This window comes from Pseudomonas sp. PDM24, from assembly GCF_019218905.1.
Lineage (GTDB): Bacteria > Pseudomonadota > Gammaproteobacteria > Pseudomonadales > Pseudomonadaceae > Aquipseudomonas.
This window is the reverse complement of sequence record NZ_JAHUWR010000001.1, coordinates 1,449,869-1,462,593: the sequence shown is the minus strand read 5'-3', so window position 1 is coordinate 1,462,593 and position 12,725 is coordinate 1,449,869. Positions and strand designations below refer to the sequence as shown.

The window sequence follows — 12,725 nt, the reverse complement described above, 5'->3', positions numbered from 1 at the left end:
CCTAGGGCCCGGATCAGATCCAGGCGTTGACCAGGGGCGGAAGGGAAACCCCTAGCCCGGCGGTGAAAAGCCAGTAAATCGGCAGCGTCAGGGCGATGCCGATGGCCAGGTCCCGCAGCGGGCTGCGACTGCCAAAACCCCGTGCAGAACAGGCAAACAGCAATGCTGCCGCCAATACGAAGCCGATGTAGGTAATGAGCAAGGCAACGCCCACAAGCCCCGCCGTGACCCAGGTCGCTCCGGCCTTGCCGCCGGGCTGAGCCTGGGTGGTTTCGTGATCGTCGCCAAGGTTGCGAAAACCACCGGTGAGCGCCTGATAGCACATCAACAGACCGACGACGCCCAGAAACGCCGCGACGGCGTAGGGATAGACGTACGCCGCCATGATGACGAAGCCCATCTCGGGAGGAAACCGCGAGGCGCCGAACGCCAATACCGCGCTGATGGCGACGACACCTAAGCCAATCGCCAGTTGGGCCGGCATGACTCTCCAGCGCCCGGCCATCTCAAAGCAGCCCGACCTTGACCAGCATCGCACGCAGGCGCCCGTGCTCTTCTTCGACGAATTTACCGAAATCATCCCCGGTCAGAATGCTCGGTGACCATGCATTGGTTTTTACGTTTTCTTGCCAGACAGTGCTTTTGGTGGCGGTCAGGACGGCTTCGGTCAGTTCTTTGCGCTGTTCAGGCGTCAGGCCCGCTGCGCCGTAAACGCCACGCCAGTTGCCGATCGTCACGTCATAGCCACTTTCTTTGAGAGTCGGTGCATCGATGCCTTCTACACGTGTGGGCGCGCCGATGGCGAGTAAGCGGAATTGTTTGGACTGGACGTATTTGGCAAGCTCGGCGTAGCCGCCGGTGATCACCGTGATGTGGCCCCCCAGCGTCGCGGCGACGACCTCGCCGCCACCGGCGAAGGCCACGTAATTCACCTGGTTGACGGGGACGTCCATTTTGCTCGCCAGTTCGGCGATGCCGATGTGGTCGATCGACCCCTTGGAGCCGCCACCCCATTTGATACTGGCCGGTTTGGCTTTGAAGTCTTTGAGCAAGTCGTCCAGGGTTTTGTACGGGGAGTCGTCACGCACGGCAATCACGTTGTATTCGGTAAACAGCCGGGCGATCGGCGTCACGTCTTTCAAGGTGATTTGCGGTTTGTTCTGCTCGATGGCCGCGACCATGATCGCGCCGACCACGAGCAGGGCATTGGCGTCGCCCTTGGTGCCGTTGGCAAATTGCGCCAAGCCCAGGGTCCCACCGGCGCCGCCCTTGTTCTCGAAGGTAGCGGACTTTGCTGTTTTCGCCTCGACCATGGCTTTGCCCAGGACGCGTGCGGTCTGGTCATAACCACCACCGACTGAACCTGGGGCCATGAACTTGACGGTATCCAGCGCAAAAACCGGTGAGGCGAGCGCGGCGGCGGTGACTAAAACGGCGAGGTTGCTGCTGAATCGACGGGCCAATGCAAACATGAGTCGTCTCCGGATAGCTGTTCTTGTTGTTTTCGATCAGGGAAGAGCCCCTGTTCGTTGAACATGCGTCTGGAATAAGCGTAGGTCATAGTTGTGTTTGTTGGGGCGCTTTCAATGGGGTTCCTAACGCAAGTCAATTATGAATGCAGAACTTGTGGGAGCGGGCTTGCTCGCGAAAGCGGTGTATCAGGTGACATCAATGTTGACTGTGCCGCCGTCTTCGCGAGCAAGCCCGCTCCCACAGGGATTGTTGCGTTGCCGGCCCCCTGTGTTCTACCGCGCAATAAATGGCGGAAGGCAGCCGGAGTCGAACCTGCCCGGGAACGGATGCCGTCCCCAACCGGGTTTGAAGCCCGGCCGCGCCACCGGGCGCGATTGCCTTCCTTGAACTCAGTTTTCTGTTTGTTGGGCCAATGCATTGTCGAGCCGAATGTGGCGTCGGTCGCCAAAGCGTCGGGTCAGGCCGATTCGGTCGAAGTACTCCAGAATCTGAATACTGCGCTTGCGCCCCAGGCCCACAGCATCGCGAAACGCGGTGACCTGTATCACCGGGTCATCGCTGGCCAGTTGCACCAGCATAGCCGCCAATCGGCGCAGCAGCGTCTCGGTATAAAACAAGTCACGAACCACTTGATGCACCAGACCCAGCCGCGCCATCTTGCGCAGCAGCAGGCGCACGGAGGCCTCTTCACGGCCAGCAACTTTGGCCAAGTCACGCACCCATGGCGGATCGAAACCCGCTTGTTCAAACAGCGGCTGTAGCTGTTGCCACAGGGTTTCGTCATCCTCGCTCAAACGCACTTGATGGTCCGGCAAATGCAGCCACGGACCGCTGGCGACGATCGCGCCGCTGGCCAGCAATTCATCGAGCAGACTGATAAAGGTCGGCCGCTCCAGCGCGGTGCCGGCGAAGCGACGCAGGCGATCCCTGTCTGGTCCCATTTGATCCGGTTCCAGTTGATGAAAGCGTGCGAGCTGTTCTAGCAGTGGCGCTTTCAGGGCTTCCCAGCGGGCAGCGCTGAACAGCAACGGCCCCTGCCGCGTATCGATCAAGCGCACGTCATCGGTCAACACCCACGTGTTGCGCGGACAGTTGAACTGGCGTTCCAGGCGTTGCGGATCGAGCCCTGTGTCGCTGTTGGCCAGCAGCGTCGGCAGTGCGTCTTCCAGACTGGTCGTGGTGGCCAGCGCTTGTAGCTGCGCCAATCGCTCGGGGCTGCGGCGGTGTCGGGCCGGGGCGAACGGGTCGAGCACCCGGCCACCGCCGAGGGTGCGTTGGGCGCTTTGATCGCGCAGGATCAAGCGGTCGCCCTTCACCGCCAGCACCGGCGCATTCACCAGCAGTTGTGCGAACATCTGCTCACCCGGTGCCAGGCTGGCGCCCTCCAGCAACGCCACCCGCGCCGTCACGTCCTGAGTACCGAGATGCACGTGTACCGGTTGAAAGTGTTCGAAGCTTCGCGCTTCGCTGGCCAGCAAGGTCATCTCGATATCCAGCCGCTGGGTCGGCGCATGCAGCCATTCGGCCAACAACCAGTGGCCACGGTGAATCTGCTCGAGGGCCAAACGCTCGGCACTCAGGTTCAGTGCGACTCGTTGCCCGGCCGTCGCGCTGTCAGCCGCCTGATTCTGCGCATGCAGGCCTCGCACCCGCACGGGTTTGCCCAGCGGACTCAACATCAGCGTATCGCCCACGGCCACCTGGCCAGACAACGCGGTGCCGGTCACCACGATACCGGCGCCGGCCACGCTGAACGCCCGATCAATCGCCAAGCGAAAACCGCCGCGGGTACTGCGTTGAAGTACCTCATGCTGCGCCTCCAGCAATGCCTGACGCAGTGTCTCGATACCCTCGCCGGTCACACTCGACAGGGCAATTTGCGGCGCGTCGGCATAAGGTCCGGGCGCCAGTAATGCTTCGATCTGCTCACGGACTGCCTGCACACGCGCCGGATCGACACGGTCGCATTTGCTGATGGCGACCAGTGCCCGAGGGATGCCCAGCATTTCGACAATCGCCAGATGTTCGCGGGTCTGCGGCATGACGCCGTCATCGGCCGCCACCACCAACAACACCAGATCAATGCCCTGCGCCCCGGCCAGCATGTTGTGGGTGAAGCGCTCATGACCGGGCACGTCGATAAAACCGGTCAGGGCGGCGCCCGGTTCCAGCGCCGCGTAGATATAGCCGAGGTCGATGGTCATGCCGCGTTCGCGTTCTTCCCGGCGACAGTCGCCGGCCTGGCCGGTCAGTGCCTGGAGCAAGGAGGTTTTACCGTGATCGATGTGCCCCGCCGTGCCGACAATCACCCGTCCCGGCCCTCCTCCTGCAATTGATCGAGTTGAGCCAGCCACGCGGCTTCGTCGTCGAGTTGGCGTAAATCCAGCCACAGCGCGTCATCGTCGATGCGCCCAAGCACAGGAATCGGCAACTGACGAAACGCTGCCTCCAGCCCTAGCAATCGCCGTCCACGCAGACGTTTGGAAACGTTGGGCCGCAGGCACAACGCGGCACTGGGCAGTCGAGCCACCGGCTGGCTGCCGCTGCCGATCATGCCCAGCGCAGGAACCGCGCTGACGCCCCAGCCATCGCCCAACACCTGCGCCAACGACGGTTGCAAGCGTTGGGCCTGGGCGAGGATATCGGCCTGGGGGCGGGTCAGCAGGCGCAGACTCGGCAGGCGCTCGGCCAGCCGATCAGGATCGCGGTACAGCGCCAATACGGCTTCGAGGGCGGCCAGGGTCAGTTTGTCGACCCGCAGTGCGCGCTTGAGCGGGTTCTTTTTGATCTTCGCGATCAGGTCTTTGCGGCCGACAATCAACCCGGCCTGGGGACCGCCGAGCAGTTTGTCGCCGCTGAAGGTGACGATGTCCGCACCATCGAGCAGCGCCTGACGCACCGTCGGTTCGGCGGGCAGGCCCCAGCGAGTCAGGTCCAGCAGGCTGCCACTGCCCAGGTCCTCCAGCAGCGGCAGCCCGTGACGGTGAGCCAGTTCCGCCAATTCAGCCGTCGGCACCCGGGCGGTGAAACCTTCGATGGAATAGTTGCTCGCATGTACTCGCATCACCAGGCCACTGCGCGGGCCAATCGCAGCCTCGTAATCACGGGCATGGGTGCGGTTGGTGGTGCCCACTTCGTGAAGCCGCACCCCGGCCCGGGCCATGATGTCGGGAATGCGGAAGGCGCCGCCGATTTCGATCAGTTCACCACGGGAAATGATGCCTTCCTTGCGCGCGCCCAGACTGTTGAGTGTCAGCAACACGGCGGCGGCGTTGTTGTTGACCACGGTCACCGCTTCGGCACCGGTCAGCTCACGGATCAGGCCCTCGATCAAATCATCCCGGTCGCCACGCTTGCCGCTGTGCAGGTTGAATTCCAGATTGAGCGGATAGCGGGCGGCGAGTTGAACGGCTTCGATAGCCGACTCCGGTAACAACGCGCGACCGAGGTTGGTGTGCAGCACCGTGCCAGTGAGGTTGAACACCCGCCGCACCTGGCTGCGATGCTGGATCGCCAGACGCTCGCCTGCCCTGCCCGCCAATACATCGGGGGCTATTTCAACGGCATTGAGTTCACCCTTGAGCACCGGTTCGCGCAAGTCATCGAGCAGTTGCCGCAAACCGGCCAGCAGCGCATCACGCCCATAACGCTCGGCCAACGCCTGACAGGCGCGATGGCGCAGCAAGCTGTCGATGGAGGGCAGCCGCAAGGTGTGGCTGGCGGAGGTTGCAGACATCAGAGGCTCCCGGAAGCGAATGACCGTCGCGTCTGAGTGTAGCCGCTGGGCTCACTGCTCAAGGTGATGCCGAGCGCCGCCTTCGTCTTTGGTCTTTGGTCGTCGTCTGCGCGGCGGTGATGTCTTTGCGTTTGAGGCTCGCGTTGTGATCGTATCGCCGCTGGCGCTTTTGAAGGGGAATTTGAGGGTGAAGCTGAGTGGGTCGGCCATTGTTGGTGCTCCAGCTGGGTTGCTCTTGAAGAACTCAGAGCATCGCACCTGGCCGTGGTGCTGACTTTTAATCGACCTTAAAAAGACAGCGCTTTGATCAAAGCCCTTTACCGAGGGGCAAGCCTCTCGGTAAAGGGCTGAGTGATTACTTAGGTGGAACGAAATTATCCAGCATTCGATTAACCGCCAGTTCAGCCAGCATGATGACTTGCTGAAGCGCCAGCAGGGTATTGCGGTGGGTGCCCTCTACCAATGCAGCAATGTCACTGGCCATGACACTGGCCGAGGCCAAGTTCTCACACGTTTGAACCAGCAAGGTTTCATGGCCGACATCCGGCGCAACCATGTACATGGTGCTGGGTTTGCGGGGGGTGTTGTTCATGACCGCTGCCGGGTTGAGGTAGAAATTGAGGGCGCGTTCGGCGGCTTCGTGAAATTTTTTTGAATCGTTAGATTCGTACGGGGATGCCGGATCAGAGTCTGGCGGGTTGGGCGTAACTTTGAACATAGATGAAAACTCCTTGTTGCAGATTTTAAGGAGCCATCACCCTCGCTACCAAACGAAGGGTGGCGGCCATACGCGGGTTGGTAGACCGGCTGCAACAGGAAACCCGGCGCTCACAAAGGAGCCCCACGCATGACCACCATAAAAGCAGAGTCCTAAAAAAGAGACGGCATAAGGTGTTGCCATACGGCTGTTACAGGCGGGCTACCAAACCCGATCACTGTTTTTCAGTGACAGGGAAACGATATAGCCCGCCCCACAGCCGCACAAGCCAGCCGATTCTGGCGCACGCGTAGGTAACGACGCAAGGCGTTGTAGCCGTTAGGACGTAACGGCGGGTGTCTTTAAACGCGTACGTTAAACACATGAAAGCGTTCAAAAAATTGAGGAAGAGTCCGACATGTTTTAGGGGTTGGCTGTCGCAAGCGAGAGGTTTAATGTGGTTGCGCCCATCAGGTAGAGAGATGGGACCACGTGATGCTTTGCTGGGTGTACTTCATCTTGACACCCACGACAGTGAGCCACATACCGATTAGACTGCTAAGTATTGATCCCGGAGGTCACTATGAGCGCCGAACTTTCCCCCATCGTTTCAGAGTTTGAAACCGAAGAGCAGGCCGCCAGCTACGACCGTTGGTTCCGTGCCAAAGTGCAGGCGTCGCTCGATGATCCACGCCCGAATGTCCCGCACGATCAGGTAATGGCTGATATGCGATCCCTTCTCGAAGCCAAGCGCAATAAGCGCGATGCTGGTTGAGTGGCGGCCCGAAGCGCGGGCTGAACTGTGGCAAATCATTGATTATATTGGCGACCGCCACCTTGTAGCGGCGAGCGAACTGTACCAAGCCATTGAGGTTGCTACCTCGGCCCTTCCGCAACATCCCTACCTTTATCGATTTGGTCGTGTACCCGGTACGCGGGAAATTGTTGTGCATCCCAATTACTTGGTGGTCTACCGGGTGACGGATCGAATCGAGATCGTGACCGTTTTGCATGCCAGGCAGGAATACCCCTGACTCGACCAGTTATTTGCATCGGATTTGACCAGCACGCTTCGTGGACATAACCGGATTTATCTCGCTTATTGGGTGGGATTTATCTCAAGCCTGAACATCAAGGGGACAGGCTTAGTCGCCGCCGGGGGCCAGCATCAGATTGGGCGACAGGCGCTGGTAGCCTTCCTGCTCCAGGCGCATGTCCAGCATCAGGCTGGACAGGTCCGCCGAAAGCGCTTCGGCTTCGGCATCGTTTTCCAGGTAGATCAATTTCAGGTAGCTGTTGCAGCCGGGGCAGACTTCCGCCCGCAACGGTGCCTGATTGGCAGCGTGACGGTCATCCTCGAAACTGATGTATTGAAGCCCCTTGCTCTGTTCGCAGTACACGCATTTGACCCGCACCGCATGCCATTCGCAGGCGCACAACGAGCACACCAGATAACGCAAACCGTTGTATTTGCCGCGATGACGAATCACCCCGGCCATCGCCGGCGAACCGCAGGCCGGGCATTGGCTGAGGCTGTCGCCGCGCTTGAGTTCAAGGTTGGGTGAACTCAGCAGCCAATGGCTCCAGGCCGCTTGCAGCGCTGCACCGAGGAACGGCACCAGTTCTGCCGGCAGCATTGAATACTGGCCGCTGACCAAGGCAATCGCCCAGGCTTTGAGCAGCCCCGGGTTGGCACTGCGCAACGTCGCCACGGCGTTTTCTACCGCAGCGTTTGGCGGTGGCTGATAACGTTGCAACATGGCTTCGAGATACGGCAACCAAATGTTTTCGCGCACCAGACTGTCGGCGGCAAACGGTGGCAAGCCATGCTCTACGCACACCTGAAGACGTTCGGGATCGGGCATGGCGGCCACGGGCGGATCGTCCATCATGTTCTGCTGAACGTGACACAGTCCGGCAACCAAACGCAGGTAATCCGCCAATGGGTGCCCGTCGGCCAAGCGTTCCAGACGCAGCGCGCGCAAGGTGAACAGGTTGTGCGGTGGCAGGTACAGAAACGGCGGTGAACTCGCCGCCGCTTCTATCTGCCCAGGCTCGAGGATCGTGGCCAAGGGGTCATCCTTTTTTTGTGATCGGTCGCTCAGGCGTTTCGTCTTGGGTCACTTCCCGGTACCAGAGCTCATGGTGTCTTCTCGCCCAGGCGCGGCTGACCCGGCCACGCACCATGGCGTGGACCGAGCCGCGAATCCAGATACCGGCATAGACGTGGACGATGATGCTCAGCACCAGAATGAAGCCCGCCAGTGCATGCAGCAGCATCGCCCAGCGAATACCGGTGATGCCGAAGTACGCGCTGAACCAGGCACGCCAGATCACCAGCCCGCTGAACAACAGCACCAGCATGCAGATCAGCAACACCCAGAACAGCAGCTTCTGCGCCGGGTTGTACTTGCCGATCGGCGGCACGCCCTCCTCTTCGTTACGCATGACAGTCCCGACGCGCCTGAGCCACAACCGGTCGTTGGCGCTGAAGTAATTCGCCCGCCAGAAACTGAACACCAGGCCGAGGAACAGCACAAACATCGCCACGCCCATGTACGGATGCAGAATGCGCGTCCACGAACCACCGCCAAACAAGTTGCTGAGCCAGAACAACCCCGGATGAAACAAGGCCAGCCCCGACAGCGCGGCCGCGAGAAACAGAATCGCCACCAGCCAGTGATTGGTGCGCTGGTTGGCGGTGTAGCGCAGGATCGATTTGTCGTTCATGGCCTGTCCTCCCCGCCGGGTTTCGTCGGATCAAAGGTGTGCACCGATGGATCGAACTCGTGCACCGCCGGGTCGAGGGTGACTGGATGTTCGTCCTCCTCGACCAGTTGTGGCCCGACACGCACGTAATGGAAGAACCCGGCCAGCACCGCCGCGCCCATGGCCAGCAACGCCAGGGGTTTGCTCAGGCCTTTCCACAGGTCCACCAGCGGGCTGATCGCCGGGTGATCCGGCAACCCGGCATACAACCTGGGCGTGTCGGCATGGTGCAGCACATACATGACGTGGGTGCCGCCGACACCTGCGGGGTCATACAAACCGGCGTTTTCGAAACCGCGGCTCTTGAGGTCGACGATACGTTCGGCCGCGTGTTCTTTCATGTCTTCCTTGCTGCCGAAAACGATGGCGCCGGTCGGGCAGGTTTTTACGCAAGCCGGTTCCAGCCCCACCGCCACGCGGTCCGAGCACAGCGTGCATTTATAAGCCTTGTGGTCCTTTTGCGAGATGCGCGGAATGTTGAACGGGCAACCGGTAATGCAATACCCGCAGCCGATGCAATGGTCCTGATCGAAATCGACGATGCCGTTGGCGTGCTTGATGATCGCGCCGGGGCTCGGGCATGCCGCCAGGCAGCCGGGCTCGGCGCAGTGCATGCAGCCGTCCTTGCGAATCAGCCATTCGAGGTTGCCGGCGTCGGTTTCATGCTCGGTGAAGCGCATCAAGGTCCAGGTGTCTGCGCTGAGGTCTTGAGGGTTGTCGTAGGTGCCGAGGTTGTGACCAACGTCGTCGCGCAACTCGTTCCATTCCGAGCAGGCGACCTGGCAGGCCTTGCAGCCAATGCACTTAGTGGTGTCGATCAGCTTGGCCACTTCCTCTTGCGTGCGCACCGAGGGCGGCATGGTGGTGGTGGCCGAACGGGCGATGATGTCTTGGCTGGCCATTTAGACTTTCTCCACGTTGACCAGGAATGACTTGGATTCCGGGGTCTGTGTGTTGCCATCGCCGAGGAACGGCACCAGGGTGTTGGTCAGGTAACCGTGACGGGTGGCGCCGGTGAACCCCCAGTGCAACGGGATACCGATCTGGTGCACCACTTGGTTATTGACCTGCAGCGGACGAATCCGCTTGGTCACCACCGCCACCGCTTCGATATGCCCGCGCTTGGAGCTGACCCGCACCCGGTCACCGGCAGCAATGCCCTTCTCCTTGGCCAGCACCTCGCCGATTTCGACAAACTGCTCGGGTTGGGTCACGGCGTTGATCGGGCAATGCTTGGTCCAGAAGTGGAAGTGTTCGGTCAGCCGGTAGCTGGTCGCCGCATAAGGGAAGTCCTTGGCCTGCCCGAGGGTGTCCCAGACGGAATCGAAGACCCGTCCGGCCGGGTTGCTGGTCGCCTGCTTGTTGTTGGGGTGCATCGGGTTGATGCCAATGGGCGTCTCGAACGGTTCATAGTGTTCCGGGAACGGCCCTTCGTTCATCTTGTCGAGGGCGAAGAAACGCGCGACGCCTTCGGGGTTCATGATGAACGGGTTCATCCCGGCTTCCGGCGGCACATCGGCCTTGTAGTCGGGCACGTCGGTACCGGTCCAGACCTTGCCGTTCCACCACACCAGCCGTTTGTTTGGGTCCCACGGTTTGCCTTGAGGGTCGCAAGAGGCGCGGTTGTAAAGAATCCGGCGATTCGCCGGCCAGGCCCAGGCCCAGCCCAGGTTCTGCTTCATGCCGAAAGGATCGCTGTTGTCACGCCGGGCCATGTTGTTGCCCTGCTCGGTCCAGCTGCCGCAGAAGATCCAGCACCCGGATGCCGTGCTGCCATCGTCCTTGAGCTGGCCGAAACCGGACAGCTGCTGACCGGTCTTGATCACCGCGCCCGAAGCATCGGTGACATCGGATACGGCGTAGCCGTTGAATTCCCGGGCCAGCTCTTCCGGCGTCGGGTCATCCGGCACTTTGTAAGGCCAGTCGAGCTTGAGGATCGGCTCGGCCCAGGCACCGCCGTTGGCCTGGTAACGCTGGCGCAGACGCAAGAACAGCTCGGCCATGATCTTCACGTCCGTGCGCGCCTGCCCCGGGCCATCGGCACCCTTCCAGTGCCATTGCAGCCACCGGCCGCTGTTGACCAGCGAACCGTTTTCTTCGGCGAAACAGGTGGTGGGCAGACGGATGACTTCGGTCTGGATGCTGGCCGTTTCCACATCGTTGTAAGGACCGGCGTTGCGCCAGAACTCCGAAGTTTCGGTGGCCAGTGGGTCCATCACCACCAGCCACTTGAGTTTGGCCAGCGCCTTCATCACCCGGTTCTTGTCCGGCAACGCGGCGATCGGGTTGAAGCCCTGGCACATGTAGCCATTGACCTCGCCCTTGCCCATCATGTCGAACATTTTCAGGATGTCGTAGCCGGGAATGTCCAGTTTCGGCAGCCAGTCGTAGCCCCAGTTGTTCTCGGCGGTGGCATTGGCGCCGTACCAGGCTTTCATCAGGCTGACGTGGAACTTGCCGTAGTTCTGCCAGTAGGACATCTGCCCGGGACGCAGCGGCTTGAGTGCGCGCTTGGCGATGTAGGCGTTGTAATCCTGTTCGGCCTCGGCCGGCAGGGTCAGGTAACCGGGCAGCAAGTTGGACAGCAAGCCCAGGTCGGTCAGGCCCTGGATGTTGGAGTGCCCGCGCAAGGCATTGACGCCCCCGCCCGGCATACCGACGTTGCCCAACAGCAGTTGCACCATGGCCGCGCTGCGGATCATCTGCGAGCCAATCGAGTGTTGGGTCCAGCCCAGGGCATAGAGAATCGTCATCGTTTTGCCCGGTTGCGAGCAGGTGGCGATCTCCTCCCAGATTTTCTGCATGGCATCCGTGGGCATGCCGCAGACCTGACTGGCCAATTCCAGGGTGTAGCGGCTGTAATGCTGCTTCATTAATTGGTAGACGCAGCGTGGGTCCTGCAAGGTCGGGTCGACTTTGGCGAAACCGTCCTCGCCGATTTCGTAGCCCCAGCCAGACTTGTCGGTGTAGATGCGCTTGCTCGCGTCGTAACCGCTGAACAAGCCGTCCTCGAAGCCGTAGTTGGCCTTGACGATGAACGACACGTCCGTATAGGCGCGTACGTATTCGTGCTGGATCTTGTCTTCGGTGAGCAGGTAATTGATCAGCCCGCCCATGAAGGCGATGTCGGTGCCGGTGCGGATTGGCGCGTAATAGTCGGCCACCGAGGCGGTACGGGTGAAACGCGGGTCGACCACAATCAGCCGCGCCTTGTTATGGGCTTTGGCTTCGGTCACCCATTTGAAACCGCAAGGGTGCGCTTCGGCGGCATTGCCACCCATCACCAGAACCAGATTCGCGTTGGCGATATCGGTCCAGTGGTTGGTCATGGCACCACGGCCATACGTCGGGGCAAGACTTGCCACCGTCGGGCCATGTCAGACACGTGCCTGGTTATCGAACCCCAGCATGCCGAGACTGCGAATCACCTTGTGGGTGATGTAACCCGCTTCGTTGGACGATGCCGACGCCGCGAGGAAACCGGTGCTCAGCCAGCGGTTCACCGTTTGCCCCTGAGCGTTCTTCTCGATGAAGTGGGCGTCGCGGTCGGCCTTCATCAGGTCGGCGATGCGATCCAGCGCTTCATCCCAGGAGATTCGCGTCCACTCCGTGGTGCCGGGCTTGCGCACCTGCGGGTACTGGAGACGGCTGGGGCTGTGAATGAAATCGAGCAGGCCTGCGCCTTTGGGGCAGAGGGTGCCGCGATTGACGGGGTGGTCGGCATCGCCTTCGATGTGGATGATGCTCTGGGCGACATTCTTCGCGTTGTCACCCTGGCTGTACATGATCAAGCCGCAACCGACCGAGCAGTACGGGCAGGTGTTGCGGGTTTCATGGGTATGGGCGAGCTTGAAATGACGCACTTGTTCGGCGAAAGCGGGCGTCGGGGCCATGCCCAGCGCGCCGAGGCTTGAGCCCGCAAGGCCGAGACCAGCGACCTTGAAGAACTGACGACGGTTGAGGTCCATCGTGCACTCCTGATCAGGTGGAAACCCGGTGCATTGGCCAGTCAGTCAATTCGCGGCCCCTGTGGGAGCGGGCTTGCTCGCG

Annotated in this window: 11 protein-coding genes and 1 tRNA gene; 2 read left to right on the top strand and 10 right to left on the bottom strand. The window is 61.0% G+C overall.

The genetic code is table 11. The features are described from left to right. Positions 1–13: 13 nt before the first annotated feature. The 6 genes from KW837_RS06595 to KW837_RS06570 all read right to left on the bottom strand — a co-directional run bounded on the left by KW837_RS06595 (position 14) and on the right by KW837_RS06570 (position 5,927). A complete protein-coding gene (locus KW837_RS06595) occupies positions 14–505 on the bottom strand; it encodes a tripartite tricarboxylate transporter TctB family protein (RefSeq protein WP_218394961.1) in 492 nt (163 codons plus the stop codon). A gap of 1 nt (position 506) precedes the next feature. Next, on the bottom strand, positions 507–1,472 hold the full coding sequence (locus tag KW837_RS06590; RefSeq protein WP_218394960.1) for a tripartite tricarboxylate transporter substrate binding protein: 966 nt from the start codon (positions 1,470–1,472) through the stop codon (positions 507–509). Positions 1,473–1,760: 288 nt separating this feature from the next. Beyond that, positions 1,761–1,856 (bottom strand) — tRNA-Sec (locus tag KW837_RS06585). Between the two features lie 6 nt (positions 1,857–1,862). After that, complete coding sequence (gene selB, locus KW837_RS06580; protein WP_218394959.1) at positions 1,863–3,782, bottom strand: selenocysteine-specific translation elongation factor; 1,920 nt, start codon at positions 3,780–3,782, stop codon at positions 1,863–1,865. Next, positions 3,779–5,209, bottom strand: a complete 1,431-nt coding sequence (gene selA / locus KW837_RS06575; RefSeq protein ID WP_218394958.1) for an L-seryl-tRNA(Sec) selenium transferase — start codon at positions 5,207–5,209, stop codon at positions 3,779–3,781. Before selA ends, selB begins: the two co-directional genes overlap by 4 nt. A gap of 355 nt (positions 5,210–5,564) precedes the next feature. Further along, positions 5,565–5,927, bottom strand: a complete 363-nt coding sequence (locus KW837_RS06570; RefSeq protein WP_218394957.1) for a DUF6124 family protein — start codon at positions 5,925–5,927, stop codon at positions 5,565–5,567. Positions 5,928–6,489: 562 nt separating this feature from the next. On the opposite strand from KW837_RS06570, the gene KW837_RS06565 reads away from it, so the two are divergent. Further along, a complete protein-coding gene (locus KW837_RS06565; protein ID WP_007902309.1) occupies positions 6,490–6,681 on the top strand; it encodes a hypothetical protein in 192 nt (63 codons plus the stop codon). Further along, on the top strand, positions 6,671–6,940 hold the full coding sequence (locus KW837_RS06560; protein WP_218394956.1) for a type II toxin-antitoxin system RelE/ParE family toxin: 270 nt from the start codon (positions 6,671–6,673) through the stop codon (positions 6,938–6,940). The genes KW837_RS06565 and KW837_RS06560 overlap by 11 nt, the downstream gene beginning before the upstream one ends. Positions 6,941–7,051: 111 nt before the next feature. Here the strand turns inward: KW837_RS06560 and fdhE are convergent, their stop codons facing one another. Genes fdhE through fdnG form a run of 4 tightly spaced genes read right to left on the bottom strand, consistent with a single transcriptional unit; the run spans position 7,052 to position 12,643 of the window. After that, positions 7,052–7,978 carry a formate dehydrogenase accessory protein FdhE gene (fdhE, locus tag KW837_RS06555; RefSeq protein WP_218394955.1) on the bottom strand — a complete coding sequence of 309 codons (927 nt, stop codon included), beginning with the start codon at positions 7,976–7,978 and terminating at the stop codon, positions 7,052–7,054. 4 nt (positions 7,979–7,982) lie between these two features. Then, positions 7,983–8,636: a formate dehydrogenase subunit gamma gene (locus tag KW837_RS06550; protein WP_218394954.1), complete on the bottom strand. Its 654-nt coding sequence runs from the start codon at positions 8,634–8,636 to the stop codon at positions 7,983–7,985. Next, positions 8,633–9,577: a formate dehydrogenase subunit beta gene (gene fdxH, locus KW837_RS06545; protein WP_192344662.1), complete on the bottom strand. Its 945-nt coding sequence runs from the start codon at positions 9,575–9,577 to the stop codon at positions 8,633–8,635. The genes KW837_RS06550 and fdxH overlap by 4 nt, the downstream gene beginning before the upstream one ends. Further along, the gene (gene fdnG / locus KW837_RS06540) at positions 9,578–12,643 is read right to left on the bottom strand and encodes a formate dehydrogenase-N subunit alpha (protein WP_218394953.1); all 3,066 of its coding nucleotides are present in this window, start codon (positions 12,641–12,643) and stop codon (positions 9,578–9,580) included. Positions 12,644–12,725 lie beyond the last annotated feature (82 nt).